A 17,425-nucleotide genomic window follows, 5' to 3' on the forward strand; every position below is an offset into this window, starting at 1 on the left:
GATCCCTATCACTGTGTGCCAGGCGTTATTTACAATGCCGCTTCGTCAGATTCGCCGGTACGGATGCGAATGACGCGCTGCAGTTCGGCAACGAAAATTTTGCCGTCGCCAATTTTGCCGGTATAGGCCGCTTTGCTAATGACATCAATGACTTCATCAAGCTGATCGTCAGCAATCGCGACATCAATTTTTACTTTTGGCAGAAAGTTAACGCTGTATTCCGCCCCGCGATAAAGCTCGGCATGACCCTTCTGACGACCAAAGCCTTTCACTTCGGTGACAGTCAGTCCCTGAATACCCATTGAAGACAACGCTTCACGCACGTCTTCGAGTTTGAATGGTTTGATTACAACCGTAACCAGCTTCATAGATCCCCTCCAGTCAGAATTCGGTAATGGCCGCAGCTTACGCAGAAGGTATTGCAAGGGGTGTGCCAGAAATGAAAACGAGGGGGAACGGCGGCGCACAGAGCATTACGCGGCCGTAATAAACGAACAGGCGAAAAAAAACGCACCATGCCGGTGCACGGTGCGTTTCAGTTTTGCACCAACAGGAATGACTGTTAGCGCGTCGCCTCATTTTGGTGCATCAGGCGCTAAGCGACTCTTCATCACGCACGCTGGCCGCCAGCTCTTCGCCCGCCAGCTGCAGCTGGTACATCTGCCAGTAGCGCCCTTTTGCTTCCAGCAGTTCACGGTGCGTACCGCGTTCAACGGCCTGTCCGCGATGTAGCACCAGAATGGTATCGGCATCGACGATGGTGGAAAGACGGTGGGCAATCACCACCAGCGTCGTATGGTCGCGTACGGCGGCCAGCGCCTGCTGGATGGCCTGTTCGGTGCCGGAGTCAATACTGGCCGTGGCTTCATCCAGAATCAGTATCTGCGGCGTTTCAATCAGCACCCGCGCCAGCGCCAGGAGCTGCTTTTGCCCGACGGAGAGATTGTTCCCCTGCTCGCCCAGTTTGGTATTGATCCCATCGCTAAACCCGCGCGCCAGCTCTGCCAGCTGCACTTTTTCCAGCACGTCCCAGACCTGCTCCTGCGAGTAGTCTCGCCCCAGGGTCACGTTGGCGTAGAAGGTATCGGCCAGCACGACCGGATCCTGCTGCACCATCGCGACGCCTTTACGCAACACGGTGTGGCTGAGAGACGCGAGCGGGCGCCCGTCGAGGCGGATTTCGCCGTGCGTGACCGGATAATAGCCCATCAACAGGCTGGCAAGCGTGCTCTTACCGCTGCCGGTATGCCCCACCAGCGCCACGAAACCGCGCGACGGAACGTCAAGCGTGATGTCCTGCAGCACCAGCCGGTCTTCGCGATAGGCAAACGAGACGTTATCAAAGGCGATAGTCCCGCTTTGCAGAGGTCGCTCGTCATTGCCGTAGGCCTGGCGCGGCCTGTCCATCAGCTCAAACACGCGTTCACCGGCAACTACCGCCTGTTGCAGCATCGATTGCTGGGTGGTGAGCTCGATCAGCGGCTCGTTAAGGCGTCCCAGATAGCTAATAAAGGCGTACAGCACGCCCACTTCGATCGTACCGTTTGAGCTCAGGCCAAAGAGCATCAGCAGCCCGCAAAGCACCAGCGCAGAGAAAAGGCTGAGCAGCGGACGCAGCAGGAAACCGTCGAGGCGCAGCGTCTGCATGCGCGCCATGTAGTGCGATCGGCTGGCTTCGCCCATGCGCTCGCCAAAGCGCGCCTGCTGGCGGAACTGCTGGATGACGCTCATGCCGTTGATCACTTCGTTGAAGCCATCGTTGATGTCGGCCAGGTAAGCGCGCACCCGACGCACAATCGGCGTGCTGTATCGCTGGTAGATCACCATCACGATCAGCACCGCCGGGAAGATGGTGATCGCCACCAGCGCCATGCGCCAGTCGAGGCTGAACATCGCCACCAGCATCGCGCCAATCAGCGCCGCGCTGCGCAGTACGGTTGCCACCACGGTGACGTACAGATCGCGGATCACCTCGGTATCGTTGGTCACGCGTGAAATCACCTGCCCGACCGGCTGGATATCAAATTCGCTGAGCGGCTGGCGAAGCGCCGCGTCCATCACATCCGTACGCAGCTGCTGAACAACGCCCACGGCTGCACGGTTAAACAGCAGCGACTGCGCATAGTGCAGCCCTGCTGCCGTCAGCTGAAGGCCAACGTAGGCCACGCCTAAGCCCGCCACCAGCCCCAGCGGCAGATAGCTTTTGGCGACCATGTTGTCGATAAAATAGCTGATGAGCAGCGGACCGCTCACTTCAGCGATCGCCGCAATCCAGAGTAAAAGCACGGCCACGGAGAGCGGTTTACGCCACGGCGAGCCGTAGGCCAGCAGACGTTTTAGCGTCGGCCACATCGTTCCAAGCTTACGCATTGGCGGCCTCCTCATTCTGCTCTGGTGCATCGTCCAGCGCCGCCTCAAGCTGTTGATAGCGGTACATATCGCGATACCAGCCCGGCTGCTCGGCAAGCGTTTCATGCTGCCCGCGCTGGGCAATGTGCCCGTGCTGTAAGACCACAATTTCGCTGGCTTCGGTGAGCGCCGACAAACGGTGGGCGCTGATTATCACCGTGCGTCCGTCGCCCCACTGGCGCAGGTTATGCAGGATCTGATGCTCGGTACGACCGTCCACGGCGGAAAGCGCATCATCCAGGATCAGGATTTCAGCATTCAGCAGCAGGGCGCGGGCAATGGAGATACGCTGCTTTTGCCCCCCTGACAGCATGACGCCGCGTTCCCCGACTTCCGTTTCGTAGCCCTGCGGCAGACGCAAAATGTCATCATGTACGCTGGCCAGACGCGCCACATGCTCAATTTCTTCCTGCGTTGCCGCAGGGCGTCCCAGGGCAATGTTGTTCGCCACGGTGTCCGAAAATAAAAACGGCGTCTGGCTGACGACCGCCAGGCGACCGCGCCACTCGTCCAGCAGCAGTCTGGTCAGGGGAATATCGTGGAAGCGGATATCGCCCTCGGTGACGTCAAAGTGGCGCTGAAGCAGAGAGAGCACGGTACTTTTGCCGGATCCCGTCGGGCCGCAGATCCCCAGCATCTGGCCCGGCTGAAGCGTAAAGCTAACGTTCTCCAGCACCGGATGCTCCGTATGCGGGTAGACAAACTTGCGGACGTCGACGGTCATGACGCCGCGCCCTTCCGGTACGGCTTCGCTACCGTCGATGACCACCGGCGCTTCGGCCAGCATGGCGCGAATGCGGCTGTAGGCGGCGCTGCCGCGCTCCACGATGTTAAACATCCAGGCCAGCGCCAGCATCGGCCAGATCATGAGACCCAGATACATCGCAAAGCTGGTCAATTGCCCCAGGGTAAGCGTGCCCTGCACCACCATCCAGCTTCCGCCGCCAATGGCCAGCATATTTGCCATGCCGATTGCGATATAAATCGTCGGGTCAAAGCGGGCGTCGATACGCGCGACGCGCATGTTTTTCGCCCCCGTGTCTGCCGCATCGGCGGCAAACAGCGCAGACTGCCGGTCTTCCAGACCAAACGCTTTGATCATGCGGATGCTGGTCATGCTCTCCTGGGTGCGATCGTTCAGAGATGAAAACGCCGCCTGCGCCAGCTTAAAGCGCTCGTGCAGCTGTTCGCCATAGCGATTGATCGCCAGCGCCATGATCGGCATCGGCAGCAGGGCGAGCAGGGTCAGCTGCCAGCTGATCTGCGTGGACATCACGATCAGCACCGCACAGCCCATCACCAGCGAGTCCACCAGCGTCAGCACCCCTTCCCCGGCGGCAAAGACCACGCGATCGACGTCGTTTGTCGCGCGGGCGATGAGATCCCCGGTGCGATGACGCAGATAAAATTCGGGATGCTGTCGGCTCAGCTGGCGGTAAAAATCTTCACGCAGCTCAACGGCCAGCTGATAGGACGCACCAAACAGCAGCACGCGCCAGACGTAGCGCAGCAGATAAACAATGACGGCCGTCAGCACCAGCGTGCCGACCCACATCAACACCCGTGCGGTGGTGTAATGCTGTTCGGTGACGCCATCCACGACGTACCCCACCACTTTCGGCGGGATCAGCTGCAGGATGGCAATGATAATAAGCAGGAATACTGCGCCGAGGTAGCGTTGCCACTCCCGACGAAAGTACCAGCTTAGTTGGGCAAATAATCGCACGCGGTTTGTTCCTGAAGGTATTTTACGAAGTTATTCAATAGGTAATGCTGTGGTGTATTTAATCTGTTCCATGGCGAAGCTTGAGGTGACGTCCGACAAACCCGGGACGCTGTTCACCAGCCGCTTGTAGAAATCATCATAGCGCTTCATGTCGGCCACCTGGACGCGCATCAGGTAATCGTACTCTCCGGCCATTCGCCAGAAACCGAGCACCTCGGGCATCTCCGACACCTGGGTGACGAAACGGCAATACCAGTCGCTGCTGTGATGCTGGGTTTTTATCAGCACAAACGCCGTCAGCCCAAGCCCCAGCTTTTCGGGATCTAACAGCGCGACGCGCCCCAGAAGAATGCCGTCATCTTCCAGCTTCTTTAGGCGCTTCCAGCACGGGGTGGTGGTCAGATTAACGGCATCTGCCAGCGCCTGCAAAGAGAGGGTACAGTCATTTTGCAGCAATGAAAGGAGCTTGCGGTCAATTTTATCTAGCATACCCACCTCACAGAGAAAATTTTTCTCTCTTCATTCTATTTTAAAGGCCAGATAGCAACAATTTTTTCTGTGCTTTTCGCTATCCTAGGCACAAAATGACAAACGGATAACGATGATGAATAGCACCTGGGTTAAACATGCAATCAGCGAAATCAATGCCGACTATCAGCGCTCGGCGGATACGCACCTGATTCGCCTTTCTCTGCCGGGATTTGACGGCATTCAGCTCTATCTGAAAGATGAAAGCACCCATCCTACCGGCAGCCTGAAGCATCGCCTGGCGCGCTCGCTGTTTTTATACGGTTTATGTAACGGCTGGATCAAAGAAGGCACCACTATTATTGAATCTTCGTCCGGCTCAACGGCGGTGTCCGAAGCCTATTTCGCCCGCCTGCTGGGCCTGCCGTTTATCGCGGTGATGCCGTCCTGCACCGCAAAACGCAAAATCGAGCAGATCGAATTTTACGGCGGTCGCTGCCACTTTGTGGAAAGCGCCTGCGAAATCTACGCCGCCTCCGAAATGCTGGCCCGCGAGCTGAACGGCCACTATATGGACCAGTTCACCTTCGCCGAGCGCGCGACCGACTGGCGCGGCAATAACAACATTGCCGACAGTATTTTCCGCCAGATGACCCACGAACCGCATCCGGTTCCGTCCTGTATCGTCATGAGCGCCGGTACCGGCGGCACGTCAGCCACGATTGGACGCTATATCCGCTGTCAGGGATACGATACCCAACTGATGGTGGTTGACCCGCAGAACTCCGTGTTCCTCGACTACTGGCAAAACCGCAATGCGGAACTGCGCAGCCCGGTGGGCAGTAAAATTGAAGGGATTGGCCGCCCGCGCGTTGAGCCCTCTTTCATCCCCGACGTTGTGGATGAGATGATGCGCGTGCCGGATGCCGCCAGCGTGGCAACGGCGCACTGGCTGGAGACGCAGCTGGGCCGCAAAGTGGGCGCATCGACGGGCACCAACATGTGGGGCGCACTGCAGCTTGCAGCACGTATGCGCGAAGAGGGCCGCACCGGCTCCATCGTCACGCTGCTGTGCGACAGCGGCGAGCGTTATCTCGATACCTACTACAACGCGGAGTGGGTGCATGCCAACATCGGCGATATCGCCCCGTGGAAAGCGCAGATTACAGACCTGGTGAAATAAAAAAAGCCAGACCGAAGTCTGGCTTGCTGGAAGGGTCTCACTATTCGGGGGAATACGGGAGATTGTTGTTGTCCAGCCAATGCGTCAAAAAATGGGACACTGCTTCATTGCGGCAGTGGCCAATAACCGGCAGATGGGGAAGTTCTGCTTTCAGCTGCGCCATCGCATTCCCCATGATCAGACCGCGGCCAACGCTACCCAGCATTTCGCGGTCGTTCATGGCGTCACCAAACGCCATACACTCCTGCAGCGTTAAGCCCAGGTGGTCGCTGAGTACCGCCAGAGCGGAGCCTTTGTTACAGCCCACCGGCAGAACTTCCAGACAATCCACCGCCGAGAAAGTCAAGTGCGCCCGGTCACCCAGCGCCTCATTCAGCTGAATCCGTAAGCGACACAGATCGTCATGATCGCCGCAGAAGCAGATCTTGGTTACCGCATGAGCGGGGATCCGACGCAGATCGATAAGCTGATATTTGAAACCGCTGTATACATGCGCGTGCAGCAGTTCAGGAATTTCACGTCCGGTAAACCAGCCCCGATCGTTAAAGACGTGGATACTGGCCTGCGTGTCCCAGGTGCTGTGCAGCACGATGTCCGCCACTTCCGGGTTGAGATCCTGCCGGTGCAGCACATCGCCTTCTACGGAGTGAATTCGCGTCCCGTTGCCGGTGATCAGAAAGGCGTCGAGGGAAAACGCGCCCAGCAAATGGCGCATCTCCAGCACATGGCGGCCAGTGGCAAACGTCAGGGTGACATCACGCTCGCGCAGACGCTTCAGCGTGTTCAGGGTTTTTTCCCCTAAACGGTGATCCGGCATTAACAGCGTACCGTCCATATCAAATGCAGCGAGCCGAGCCATGATTACTCCCGAAATGTGATGCGGTTAACTTGTGCATCAGTATCGTGTGAGATATACGGAAGTAATAGTGAATAGATGAAAATTATTGTTCCGGGTTTCTTATGCGCCAGCTCAATCGACTCAACCAGTATCACCGCCTCTGGCAGCCTTCTCAGGGCGCAACGCAACAGGTCACCATCAGCGAGCTGGCCGCCCGCTGTTTTTGTAGCGAGCGGCATGTCCGAACCCTGCTGCGCCAGGCCCAGGAGGCGGGCTGGCTCAGCTGGCGATCGCAGTCTGGCCGCGGTAAGCGCGGTGAGCTAACGTTCCATGTCGCCCCGGAGTCACTGCGCAATGCGATGATGGAAGAGGCGCTGAAAAGCGGGCAGCAGCATAACGCGCTGGAACTGGCCCAGCTTGCCCCTGAAGCGCTGCGGTCATTACTGCATCCTTTTTTGGGCGGGCAGTGGCAAAACGACACGCCGACGCTGCGCATCCCCTACTATCGCTCGCTGGAACCGCTTCAGCCGGGTTTTTTACCGGGCCGGGCGGAGCAGCATCTGGCGGGAGAGGTGTTCTCAGGCCTGACGCGTTTTAACGGTAACAGCAGTGAACCTACGGGCGATCTGGCGCATCACTGGGATGTCTCTGCTGACGGCCTGCGCTGGCATTTCTACATTCGCTCCACACTGCACTGGCATAACGGCGATAAAATAGAAACGCCGCAACTCCAGCGAAGTCTGACAGCGCTGTTGACGCTTCCCGCCCTGCGCACTCTGTTTCATAGCGTCTTATGTATTGAAACAACGCATCCACAGTGTCTGACGTTTAGGCTGCATCAACCGGACTACTGGCTGCCGCACAGGCTGGCAACCTACTGCAGCCGTCTGGCGCATCCCGACCATCCTGTGGTTGGCAGTGGCCCGTTTCGGCTGGCCGCCTTTGAGCCCGACCTGGTTCGTCTGGAAAGCCATGAGCAGTATCACCTGAGCCATCCGCTGCTCAAAGCCATCGAATACTGGATCACTCCCCAGCTTTTTGATTACAGCCTGGGCACCAGCTGTCGTCACCCGGTGCAAATCGCGATCGGCGAGGCCGACGAGCTGGAAAGTCTGCGGCTGGTAAGCAGCAGCACCAGCCTGGGGTTCTGTTACCTCACGCTAAAACAGAGCGCGCGCCTGAGTGAGATTCAGGCAAAACGGCTTATCAATATCATTCATCTCTCCAGGCTTCTTCACACACTTCCGCTAAACGAAGGGCTCATCACACCCACTCAGGAACTGCTTCCCGGCTGGACCATCCCCGATTGGCCTGATTTATCGGACGTCACCCTCCCTGAAGCGTTGACGCTGGTTTACCATCTCCCTGTTGAGCTTCACACCATGGCCAGCCAGTTGAAGGCATACCTGGCGCTACAGGGGTGTGAACTGACCGTCATCTTTCACGACGCCAAGACGTGGGACGGATGCCTGGAGCTTGCCGATGCAGACATCATGATGGGGGACAGACTGATTGGCGAAGCGCCGGAATATACGCTTGAACAGTGGCTGCGCTGCGATGCCCTCTGGCCGCACGTTCTTAGCGCACCGGCTTACGCCCATCTGCAAGCCACGCTGGATGCGGTACAGACTCAGGCCGAGGCTCGGGATAGACACTCGGGGCTGCAAGCCATCTTTAACCGGTTAATGGAGAGTGCGGTGCTGACGCCACTCTTTAATTATCAATACCAAATCAGTGCTCCGCCTGGCGTGAATGGTATACGCCTCAACACCCGCGGCTGGTTTGACTTTACCGAAGCCTGGCTGCCCGCGCCCAAATCGTGAAGAAGCTGGTCGCCGTCGTGGTCAGACGGTAACATAACGTTTTTACCGTAACAGTCGAGATGATTTATGAAACGTGCCGTCGTCGTGTTCAGCGGAGGACAAGACTCTACTACCTGCCTGGTCCAGGCCCTTCATCAATACGATGAAGTTCACTGTGTCACTTTCGATTATGGTCAGCGTCATCGCGCTGAAATCGACGTTGCCCGTGAACTTGCCCTGAAACTGGGCGCACGCGCGCACAAGGTGCTGGACGTTACGCTGTTAAATGAACTGGCCGTGAGCAGCCTCACCCGCGACAGTATTCCTGTACCAGACTATGAACCCGATGCCAGCGGTATTCCAAATACCTTCGTGCCGGGCCGTAATATCCTCTTCCTGACCCTGACGGCGATCTACGCCTATCAGGTAAAGGCCGAAGCGGTGATCACGGGCGTGTGCGAGACCGACTTCTCCGGCTACCCGGACTGTCGTGATGAGTTCGTGAAAGCGTTAAACCACGCCGTCAATCTGGGGATGGCGAAAGAGACGCGGTTTGAAACTCCGCTCATGTGGCTGGATAAAGCCGAAACCTGGGCGCTGGCGGACTACTGGGGCAAGCTGGACCTTGTTCGCAGCGAAACGCTCACCTGCTATAACGGCATCAAAGGCGACGGTTGCGGCCAGTGTGCGGCCTGTAATCTGCGCGCTAACGGGCTGAACCACTATCTTGCCGATAAATCCGGCGTGATGGCCGCGATGAAGAAAAAGACCGGTCTTAAATAGGGCTACTTGACCGTGCTGTCGAATAATTTCACACCGGCAGCACGGGTGACTTTCATCAGCGTTGTCAGCGTTGGGTTGCCGTTGTCTGATAAGGTTCGGTATAGCTGCTGACGGGACAGACCTGCTTTGGCAGAAATTTCTCCAATACCGCCTCGCGCTTCAATGACCTGACGGAGTGCAATGAGATAGGCAGGGATTCCCTGCTCTTCATAGATCTCTTCCAGGGCTGTTTGCAGATAACGCTGAGCGTAGGAAGGATTCTCTCGCAGCATTTTCACAACAGCATCATGGTGGCTAACGGAGCTCGAATATTTTCGTTCAGTGGCGCTCATAGGAATGTCCTTTTGTTTGATGATCTTTCCAGTAATCTATTGCCAGTTTGATATCCGCTTTTTGACTCTTTTTGTCACCACCGATCAGTAACAATAAAACCTGCCGATTCTCTACTGAAAAATAGATTCTGTAGCCGGGGCCACTGTCGACTCGCATCTCCCAAACACCTTCCCTGAGATACCTGTAATCGCCAAAATTACGTTTTATCGCGCGGTTAATCCGCATAAGGATCCGGAAAACCATATCCGGATCCCTTCGATTCATTCTGGCTACCCACTCCTCAAACGGTACTTTCCCGTCACGGGTCCGGTAGCGTTCAACGACATAGTCCCTGTCCATTATTCTATCCCTGAAAAATCCTTTTGTCTTTTATAAAAGACAACCTTTCTAAGCGATCATCAACTCCAGCTTTTCCCGCAATTCCCCTTCCAGCGGCAGCGCTTTCTGCGTTTTCAGATCGATACAGACAAACGTGATCAACGCATCTGCGACCATCTGCCCTTCTGGATCGAGCGTCACCACCTGGCTTAAGACCCCGCTTTTGCCATTGATCTGTTGCACCTGGCTGGTGACCGTGAGCACATCACCCAGCACGGCTGGACGGCGGTAGTTGATGTTGATATTGACAACCACAAACGCGATGTTGTGCGCGGTCAGCCACTGAAAGCTTTCGCTGTTTTCCAGCCCGTCCCAGCGCGCTTCTTCAAGAAACTCAAGATAGCGAGCATTGTTCACATGCTGATAAACGTCGAGATGAAAACCGCGTACTTTGATTTTTGTCTGCATAGCGCAATAGCCTTTACTGTTATTGTAGGAAGAGAGGTCATAACTGGTATGACCTCTTTATCCTGGCAAAATTTTGCCGCAGTGCAAGAAATTGCGTAATTACAGCGTCAGGTGTGAGAGGTTGCGCTCAACCAGCGCGCTGCCCATGCCCGGCACCTGCTTGAGATCATCGACCGTTTTGAAAGGACCATACTCTTCGCGGTAGCTGACGATGGCCTGCGCTTTTTTCAGGCCCACGCCGTTCAACGCACGGGCGAGATCTTCCGCTGAGGCCGAATTGATACTGACCCGCGTACCGTCATCATCCGCATTTTTACCGGCATCTGTCGCTTTGGTTTGCCCTTGCACCGGCGCTGCCGCATCGGCCTTGCTCTGCGTAGCCTGTGCTTTGGCAGCAGGCGTCGCCGCCAGCGCGCCCGCGCTCATCCCGGTGGTGGCAATAGCCAGCGTAATTAACAGTGCTTTGATTCCACATTTCATGCTGTTATCTCCTTGTTTGTTGACAGCCACGTCACGATAGCCGCCAGTTAAAACCGGCACAAACAGCAGATTGCAGAAATGGAAAAGGCCGCGAAAGCGGCCTTTAGTTTTTGCAGAGCGTTACGAAAATCTGCGAGCAGACACGTAATTACTGCTGCTGAGTCATTACATCACCCAGCTTGATTTTGGCTTCTTTACGCAGGTTGCTCATCATGGCTTCGAAGGCAATCTGAGCATTGTTCTGGGTAATCCCCTGAACCATCGCTTTCTTCTGCGCTTCTGGCAGGGTACCGGCTTTCACTTCATCCAGCGCCAGCAGAACAACGTTACCCTGCGTATCGGTGGTGGTACCAAAGCTTGGCTTGTCCTTCGCAGGCAGAGTCAGACCAAACGCGGCCTGGCTGATTGGGTCCTGGCCGGTACGGCTCAGCGTTTTCGCTTCACCGAAGCTCAGGCCAGCCGCTTTCAGCGCATCTTCTTTACCCGCTTTCAGATCGGACAGAATCTTCTCAGCATCCAGTTTCGCCTGCTGTTCCGCTTTGTTGTGCTTAACCTGAGCGACGACCTGATCCTTCACTTCCGCCAGCGGTTTGACCGCTTCTGGCTTGTGCTCGCTGACGCGCAACACAAACGCACGATCGCCGTCGACGGTAATGATGTCAGAGTTACTGCCCGGCGTGCCGTTCTCGCCCACCAGACCACCGTTGAAGATGGCATCGGAAACCGGTTTGAAGTTCAGCTCTTCCGGAAGGTTGTCACGACCAAACCAGCCCGTCTCAACCGCCTTCACGCCCGCCGCCTGCTCTGCACCTGCCAGAGATTCGTTGTCGTTGCTGGCAGCATCGCTTACCTTCTGCTGCAGCGCGTAGTAGGCATCCAGCGCTTTTTCCTGTTTCACTTTCGCCGCGATATCATCACGAACGTCAGCCAGCGGCTTGGTTTTCGCCGCGGTGATGTCGTCCAGACGCACGACCAGGAAACCAACGGAAGACTTAATGACGCCAGAAAGCTGGCCTTTCTCTTTCAGACCGGCATTTTTCAGCTCGTCAGGCGTGGTCGCATCTTCCAGCCAGCCCATATCACCGCCGTTTTTCGCAGAGATAATGTCGGTGGATTTCGCTTTCGCAACGGTCGCGAAATCAGCGCCTTTGTTCAGCTCATCCAGCGCCGCTTTAGCATCAGCCTCGGTTTTCGTCTGAATTACGCTGTAGCGGTTACGCTGCGGCTGAGTGAACTGATCCTGATGCTGATCGTAGTAAGACTGGATTTCAGCATCAGACGCGGTTTCCTGCAGCGCGGCAGCATCCAGCTTGATGTAGCTCACGCGGAACTGCTCTGGAGAAACAAAGGAATTCTTGTTCTGCTCGTAGTAAGCGTTGACGTCAGCGTCGCTCACCTGCTGTTTCGCCGCCAGGGCGTTCACATCAATGGTCGCTTCGCGTACAACACGCTGCTGCGCCACCAGCGCGGCCAGTTCGTCCGTTTCACCTTTGAGCATGAAATCGGTGCCCACGACGGCATTGATGAGCTGCTGGGTGGTCAGCTGGTTACGCAGCGCCTGGGCGTACTGATCGGCCGTCATCCCCATCTGATTGACGATGCTGTTGTAACGCGCGTTGTCGAATTTACCGTTAGACTGGAAGGCCTGGGTGGAGAAGATGGCTTTTTTCACCTGCTCATCACTGATGCCAAGGCCGAGTTTTTTGGCATACTGATCAAGCAGCGCTTCGTCGATAAGACGGTTCAGTGTCTGTTGGCGCAGGGTCTTCATGTACCCTTCGTTCGCCGCCAGTTCAGAGAATTGGTCGCCCAGCTGTTGCTGCATACGGTTACGTTCACCGGCAAAAGCATTCTCGAACTGACCACGGCTGATTTCCTGGCCATTCACTTTTGCGGCGTAGTTTGCGCCACCGCCAATAAGGTAACTGCTCACGCCGGTCAATATGAACGACACGATAATGATACCGAAAATAATCTTGAGCACGAGACTGTTAGCAGCCGTGCGTAAGCTGTCCATCATGGTGTAACAACACTCCGCTGTAGGTGACTGGTTACCTGACGCTGACGGAAAATCCTGCCCGTCGCGCGTGAAGGCGTATTGTGACAAGAAAACGGGGCGATTGTCAGCCCACAACTCGCATAAACTCGCACAAATCAGGTCTGGACAAACAAAAAAGGCACATCAAATGATGCGCCCTTGTACTTTCCGGCTTCCCTGAAACGGGAAAGCAATCAGTTTACTGCGTCTTTCAGCGCTTTACCTGCACGGAAACCCGGCACTTTAGCAGCAGCAATGGTGATCTCTTTACCGGTCTGAGGGTTGCGGCCAGTACGGGCAGCACGCTCTTTAACAGCAAAAGTACCGAAACCTACCAGTGCAACGTCGTCCCCAGCCTGCAGAGATTCAGTAACAGAAGCAATTAAAGCATCTAACGCACGTCCAGCTGCAGCTTTAGAAATATCAGCACCCGCAGCAATTTTGTCAATCAGTTGAGATTTATTCACTGTTCTCTTCCTCTCTTTATAATTTATATCGCGCCTGAATCCTTCACAACGCGACCGCGCAGCAGTTATATCAGGCCTGCCATGACCTTACAACACCCGTTGTTGATGACGGACCTAATCAGCAATCTAAATTAGCTATACAAAAAAAGGCTGGCAAGTGCGAAATGACTTACCAGCCTTGTTTTTATTGACGCTCTTTGCGCGAGGTCACTATTTTGCGGTTACAACCTGCATTCCGGAGGGTTCATTCTGCAGTGCGAGACTGAGAACTTCCTCAATTCGCTTCACAGGATGGATCTGCAGGTCGGCAATCACATTGTCCGGAATCTCTTCCAGATCGCGTTTGTTTTCGTAAGGGATCAATACGGTTTTGATCCCACCGCGGTGTGCCGCCAGCAGTTTTTCTTTTAAACCACCAATCGGCAGAACCTGACCACGCAGCGTAATTTCACCGGTCATTGCCACATCGGCACGCACCGGGTTACCTGTCAGGCAGGAAACCAGAGCGGTACACATAGCAATACCCGCGCTTGGGCCATCTTTCGGCGTCGCCCCTTCCGGAACGTGCACGTGGATGTCGCGTTTTTCGTAGAAATCAGGGTTGATACCCAGTTTCTCCGCGCGCGCGCGCACCACGGTCAGCGCCGCCTGGATGGATTCCTGCATCACTTCACCCAGCGAGCCGGTGTAGGTCAGCTTGCCTTTGCCAGGGACACAGGCGGTTTCGATGGTCAGCAGATCGCCGCCCACTTCCGTCCATGCCAGGCCGGTCACCTGGCCAACGCGGTTTTCGTTGTCCGCGCGACCGTAGTCGAAGCGCTGAACGCCGAGATAGGCATGCAGATTGTCGCCGTTAATCACAATGTGCTTCAGGCTCTTATCCAGCAGCAGCTGTTTCACCGCTTTACGACACAGTTTAGAGATTTCACGCTCAAGGCTACGCACGCCCGCTTCACGGGTGTAGTAGCGAATGATGCCGATAATCGCGCTGTCCTCGACGGTCAGCTCGTTGGCTTTCAGCGCGTTACGCTCAATCTGTTTCGGCAGCAGGTGCTGCTTAGCGATGTTCAGCTTCTCATCTTCGGTATAACCGGAGAGACGGATCACTTCCATACGGTCCAGCAGCGGGGCCGGAATGTTCATGGAGTTGGAGGTCGCCACGAACATCACATCGCTCAGGTCGTAGTCCACTTCCAGGTAGTGATCGCTGAACGCTACGTTCTGTTCTGGATCAAGCACTTCCAGCAGTGCAGACGCAGGGTCGCCACGCATGTCCGACGACATCTTGTCGATCTCATCGAGCAGGAACAGCGGGTTTTTAACCCCCACTTTCGCCATCTTCTGGATCAGTTTACCCGGCATAGAACCGATGTAGGTACGGCGGTGACCGCGGATTTCCGCTTCATCACGTACGCCACCCAGCGCCATACGGATATACTTACGTCCGGTCGCTTTGGCGATGGACTGACCCAGAGAGGTTTTACCCACCCCCGGCGGTCCAACCAGGCACAGAATTGGGCCTTTAATTTTGTTTACACGGCTTTGTACCGCGAGGTACTCAAGAATGCGGTCTTTCACGCGTTCCAGACCGTAGTGGTCGGTATCCAGGATTTCCTGCGCCTGACGCAGGTCTTTTTTGACCTTGCTGCGGGCGTTCCACGGAACCTGCACCATCCACTCAATGTAGCCGCGAACAACGGTCGCTTCAGCCGACATTGGAGACATCATTTTCAGCTTCTGCAGTTCTGCTTCAGCCTTCTCTTTCGCCTCTTTCGGCATCTTCGCCGCGTCGATCTTACGCTTCAGCGCTTCGTTTTCGTCCGGCGCGTCGTCCATCTCGCCCAGTTCTTTCTGAATGGCCTTCATTTGCTCGTTCAGATAGTACTCACGCTGAGATTTCTCCATCTGCTTTTTGACGCGGTTGCGAATGCGCTTCTCAACCTGCAGCAGATCGATTTCAGACTCCATCATCGCCATCAGGTATTCCAGACGTTCGTTAACGTCGGACATTTCCAGCACGGACTGCTTGTCAGCCAGCTTCAGCGGCATATGTGCAGCGATGGTGTCCGCCAGACGCGCAGGATCGTCGATGCTGTTCAGCGACGTCAGCACTTCTGGTGGAATTTTCTTGTTCAGCTTGATATAGCCTTCAAACTGGCTAATCGCGGTGCGAACCAGCACTTCCTGTTCACGCTCATCAAGCTCAGGCGAATCAAGGTACTCTGCCTTTGCAGAGAAGTGCTCGCCGTCGTCTGACAGAGTGGTAATACGCGCACGCTGCAGGCCTTCTACCAGCACCTTCACGGTGCCGTCAGGCAGCTTCAGCATCTGCAAAATAGAGGCCACGGTCCCGACGGTGAAAAGATCGTTTACACCCGGCTCATCCGTTGATGCTTCTTTCTGCGCGACCAGCATGATTTTTTTATCATGATCCATGGCGGCTTCGAGGCAACGGATAGATTTTTCCCGCCCTACAAATAAGGGTATGACCATGTGCGGATAAACCACCACATCGCGCAACGGCAATACGGGGATTTCAATGCGTTCAGAACGCTCAGGATTCATAGAGCTCTCTCTTAGTTAGTGTCCGCCAGGTAAGCTGGTCATGTCACTGTGCTTCACATAACCATTAACATGTATCCAGTATATGGGGATGTTTCCCACACATTCAACGCTATGAATACGGAAAAAGTAAAGGGGAGATAAAATCCCCCCTTTTTGATTAACTGCTTGTATGATTTGGTTAATTATTCGCCAGATGCCTGCTGCGCTTCCGGTTTGCCGTAAATCAGCAGCGGCTTGGTTTGACCGCTAATGACGGACTCGTCAATCACCACTTTCTCAACGTCTTCCATCGACGGAAGATCGTACATGGTGTCGAGCAGTGCCGCTTCAACAATTGAACGCAGACCACGGGCACCGGTTTTACGGACCATCGCTTTCTTGGCAATAGCATCCAGCGCTTCGTCGCGGAATTCCAGATCAACGCCTTCCAGATTGAACAGCGCCTGATACTGCTTGGTCAGCGCATTTTTCGGCTCTTTCAGGATCTGGATCAGCGCGTCTTCGCTCAGCTCATTCAGCGTTGCCACAACCGGCAGACGGCCGATGAATTCAGGGATCAGACCGAATTTGATCAAATCTTCCGGTTCAACCTGAGACAGCAGTTCGCCTTCGTTTGGTTTTTCGGACGTCGATTTCACCGTTGCGCCAAAACCAATGCCGGAGCCGGTTTCAACACGGTGGGAGATGACTTTGTCCAGACCAGCAAACGCGCCACCACAGATGAACAGGATCTTGGAGGTATCAACCTGCAGGAACTCCTGCTGCGGATGTTTACGACCACCCTGTGGCGGAACGGCAGCAACCGTACCTTCAATCAGCTTCAGCAGTGCCTGCTGTACGCCTTCACCCGATACGTCACGGGTAATGGACGGGTTGTCAGATTTACGGGAGATCTTGTCGATCTCATCGATGTAAACAATCCCGCGCTGGGCTTTCTGTACGTCGTAATCGCACTTCTGCAGCAGTTTCTGAATGATGTTTTCGACGTCCTCACCCACATAACCGGCCTCGGTCAGGGTGGTGGCATCCGCCATCGTGAACGGAACATCAAGCAGGCGCGCCAGGGTTTCAGCCAGCAGCGTTTTACCGGAACCGGTTGGGCCGATCAGCAGAATGTTACTTTTACCCAGTTCTACGCCATTGCTGGTGTCGCCGTTACGCAGACGTTTGTAGTGGTTATAGACCGCTACCGCCAGCACTTTCTTGGCCTGCTCCTGTCCGATGACGTAGTCGTCAAGGTGATGACGAATTTCATGCGGCGTTGGCAGCGCGCTGCGCTCACGGTGCGGTGCGACTTCTTTAATCTCTTCGCGAATGATGTCGTTACATAAATCGACACATTCGTCGCAGATATACACGGACGGCCCGGCAATCAGTTTACGCACTTCATGCTGGCTTTTGCCGCAAAAAGAGCAGTACAGCAGTTTGCCCGAACCATCTTTGCGTTTATCTGTCATGAGTCCAAACCTCTTTTTAAGTTCTTTGTGCCGCACATGACGACGCAAATGCCATTCTAAGACGCAAGCTGCAATCAGCAGCGTGCCGCC

General features: G+C 55.4%; 16 protein-coding genes. 3 read left to right on the forward strand and 13 right to left on the reverse strand.

Going from position 1 to position 17,425, the window contains the following annotated elements; translation table 11 throughout:
• Positions 1 to 29: 29 nt before the first annotated feature.
• From glnK to M2422_RS09580, 4 genes are all read right to left on the reverse strand, one after another.
• Positions 30 to 368, reverse strand: coding sequence for a P-II family nitrogen regulator (gene glnK / locus M2422_RS09565; RefSeq protein WP_008503304.1), 339 nt, complete (start codon positions 366 to 368; stop codon positions 30 to 32).
• Positions 369 to 588: 220 nt separating this feature from the next.
• Positions 589 to 2,370, reverse strand: coding sequence for a SmdB family multidrug efflux ABC transporter permease/ATP-binding protein (locus M2422_RS09570; protein ID WP_047742676.1), 1,782 nt, complete (start codon positions 2,368 to 2,370; stop codon positions 589 to 591).
• Complete coding sequence (locus tag M2422_RS09575; protein WP_064673447.1) at positions 2,363 to 4,135, reverse strand: SmdA family multidrug ABC transporter permease/ATP-binding protein; 1,773 nt, start codon at positions 4,133 to 4,135, stop codon at positions 2,363 to 2,365. Before M2422_RS09575 ends, M2422_RS09570 begins: the two co-directional genes overlap by 8 nt.
• Before the next feature lie 30 nt (positions 4,136 to 4,165).
• A complete protein-coding gene (locus tag M2422_RS09580; protein WP_029739897.1) occupies positions 4,166 to 4,624 on the reverse strand; it encodes an Lrp/AsnC family transcriptional regulator in 459 nt (152 codons plus the stop codon).
• Positions 4,625 to 4,736: 112 nt separating this feature from the next.
• On the opposite strand from M2422_RS09580, the gene M2422_RS09585 reads away from it, so the two are divergent.
• Positions 4,737 to 5,786 (forward strand): PLP-dependent cysteine synthase family protein, encoded by a 1,050-nt coding sequence (locus tag M2422_RS09585; RefSeq protein WP_233101016.1) that lies wholly within the window; start codon positions 4,737 to 4,739, stop codon positions 5,784 to 5,786.
• Positions 5,787 to 5,826: 40 nt separating this feature from the next.
• Here M2422_RS09585 and cof read toward each other — a convergent pair whose 3' ends face one another.
• On the reverse strand, positions 5,827 to 6,645 hold the full coding sequence (gene cof, locus M2422_RS09590) for an HMP-PP phosphatase (protein ID WP_039263943.1): 819 nt from the start codon (positions 6,643 to 6,645) through the stop codon (positions 5,827 to 5,829).
• A 101-nt stretch (positions 6,646 to 6,746) separates the two neighbouring features.
• Between cof and M2422_RS09595 the strand changes: the two genes are divergently transcribed.
• Positions 6,747 to 8,447 carry an SgrR family transcriptional regulator gene (locus M2422_RS09595; RefSeq protein WP_064673449.1) on the forward strand — a complete coding sequence of 567 codons (1,701 nt, stop codon included), beginning with the start codon at positions 6,747 to 6,749 and terminating at the stop codon, positions 8,445 to 8,447.
• Positions 8,448 to 8,513: 66 nt separating this feature from the next.
• Positions 8,514 to 9,209: a 7-cyano-7-deazaguanine synthase QueC gene (gene queC / locus M2422_RS09600; RefSeq protein ID WP_048975530.1), complete on the forward strand. Its 696-nt coding sequence runs from the start codon at positions 8,514 to 8,516 to the stop codon at positions 9,207 to 9,209.
• A 2-nt stretch (positions 9,210 to 9,211) separates the two neighbouring features.
• Here queC and M2422_RS09605 read toward each other — a convergent pair whose 3' ends face one another.
• The 8 genes from M2422_RS09605 to clpX form a co-directional block, all read right to left on the reverse strand.
• Complete coding sequence (locus M2422_RS09605; RefSeq protein ID WP_048978937.1) at positions 9,212 to 9,541, reverse strand: addiction module antidote protein; 330 nt, start codon at positions 9,539 to 9,541, stop codon at positions 9,212 to 9,214.
• Complete coding sequence (locus M2422_RS09610; protein ID WP_047061239.1) at positions 9,528 to 9,881, reverse strand: type II toxin-antitoxin system RelE/ParE family toxin; 354 nt, start codon at positions 9,879 to 9,881, stop codon at positions 9,528 to 9,530. Before M2422_RS09610 ends, M2422_RS09605 begins: the two co-directional genes overlap by 14 nt.
• A gap of 48 nt (positions 9,882 to 9,929) precedes the next feature.
• Positions 9,930 to 10,328 (reverse strand): YbgC/FadM family acyl-CoA thioesterase, encoded by a 399-nt coding sequence (locus M2422_RS09615; RefSeq protein ID WP_023310574.1) that lies wholly within the window; start codon positions 10,326 to 10,328, stop codon positions 9,930 to 9,932.
• Between the two features lie 99 nt (positions 10,329 to 10,427).
• Positions 10,428 to 10,808: a helix-hairpin-helix domain-containing protein gene (locus tag M2422_RS09620; RefSeq protein WP_064673450.1), complete on the reverse strand. Its 381-nt coding sequence runs from the start codon at positions 10,806 to 10,808 to the stop codon at positions 10,428 to 10,430.
• 148 nt (positions 10,809 to 10,956) lie between these two features.
• Positions 10,957 to 12,828 (reverse strand): peptidylprolyl isomerase, encoded by a 1,872-nt coding sequence (gene ppiD, locus M2422_RS09625; RefSeq protein WP_033144773.1) that lies wholly within the window; start codon positions 12,826 to 12,828, stop codon positions 10,957 to 10,959.
• A gap of 212 nt (positions 12,829 to 13,040) precedes the next feature.
• Complete coding sequence (gene hupB, locus M2422_RS09630; protein WP_002444653.1) at positions 13,041 to 13,313, reverse strand: nucleoid-associated protein HU-beta; 273 nt, start codon at positions 13,311 to 13,313, stop codon at positions 13,041 to 13,043.
• A 210-nt stretch (positions 13,314 to 13,523) separates the two neighbouring features.
• Complete coding sequence (gene lon / locus M2422_RS09635) at positions 13,524 to 15,878, reverse strand: endopeptidase La (RefSeq protein ID WP_023334706.1); 2,355 nt, start codon at positions 15,876 to 15,878, stop codon at positions 13,524 to 13,526.
• Positions 15,879 to 16,060: 182 nt separating this feature from the next.
• Positions 16,061 to 17,335 carry an ATP-dependent protease ATP-binding subunit ClpX gene (gene clpX, locus M2422_RS09640; RefSeq protein WP_023310570.1) on the reverse strand — a complete coding sequence of 425 codons (1,275 nt, stop codon included), beginning with the start codon at positions 17,333 to 17,335 and terminating at the stop codon, positions 16,061 to 16,063.
• Positions 17,336 to 17,425: the final 90 nt, after the last annotated feature.

It is taken from the genome of Enterobacter sp. SLBN-59 (assembly GCF_024807915.1).
In the GTDB taxonomy this organism is placed as follows: Bacteria; Pseudomonadota; Gammaproteobacteria; order Enterobacterales; family Enterobacteriaceae; genus Enterobacter; species Enterobacter asburiae_B.

Excerpts from the sequence above, each read along its gene's own strand:
- clpX (WP_023310570.1), bottom strand. The coding sequence starts at position 17,335 with ATGACAGATAAACGCAAAGATGGTTCGGGCAAACTGCTGTACTGCTCT.
- M2422_RS09580 (WP_029739897.1), bottom strand. The coding sequence starts at position 4,624 with ATGCTAGATAAAATTGACCGCAAGCTCCTTTCATTGCTGCAAAATGAC.
- M2422_RS09610 (WP_047061239.1), bottom strand. The coding sequence starts at position 9,881 with ATGGACAGGGACTATGTCGTTGAACGCTACCGGACCCGTGACGGGAAA.
- M2422_RS09615 (WP_023310574.1), bottom strand. The coding sequence starts at position 10,328 with ATGCAGACAAAAATCAAAGTACGCGGTTTTCATCTCGACGTTTATCAG.
- M2422_RS09570 (WP_047742676.1), bottom strand. The coding sequence starts at position 2,370 with ATGCGTAAGCTTGGAACGATGTGGCCGACGCTAAAACGTCTGCTGGCC.
- cof (WP_039263943.1), bottom strand. The coding sequence starts at position 6,645 with ATGGCTCGGCTCGCTGCATTTGATATGGACGGTACGCTGTTAATGCCG.
- ppiD (WP_033144773.1), bottom strand. The coding sequence starts at position 12,828 with ATGATGGACAGCTTACGCACGGCTGCTAACAGTCTCGTGCTCAAGATT.
- M2422_RS09620 (WP_064673450.1), bottom strand. The coding sequence starts at position 10,808 with ATGAAATGTGGAATCAAAGCACTGTTAATTACGCTGGCTATTGCCACC.
- glnK (WP_008503304.1), bottom strand. The coding sequence starts at position 368 with ATGAAGCTGGTTACGGTTGTAATCAAACCATTCAAACTCGAAGACGTG.
- lon (WP_023334706.1), bottom strand. The coding sequence starts at position 15,878 with ATGAATCCTGAGCGTTCTGAACGCATTGAAATCCCCGTATTGCCGTTG.
- queC (WP_048975530.1), top strand. The coding sequence starts at position 8,514 with ATGAAACGTGCCGTCGTCGTGTTCAGCGGAGGACAAGACTCTACTACC.
- M2422_RS09605 (WP_048978937.1), bottom strand. The coding sequence starts at position 9,541 with ATGAGCGCCACTGAACGAAAATATTCGAGCTCCGTTAGCCACCATGAT.
- M2422_RS09585 (WP_233101016.1), top strand. The coding sequence starts at position 4,737 with ATGATGAATAGCACCTGGGTTAAACATGCAATCAGCGAAATCAATGCC.
- M2422_RS09595 (WP_064673449.1), top strand. The coding sequence starts at position 6,747 with ATGCGCCAGCTCAATCGACTCAACCAGTATCACCGCCTCTGGCAGCCT.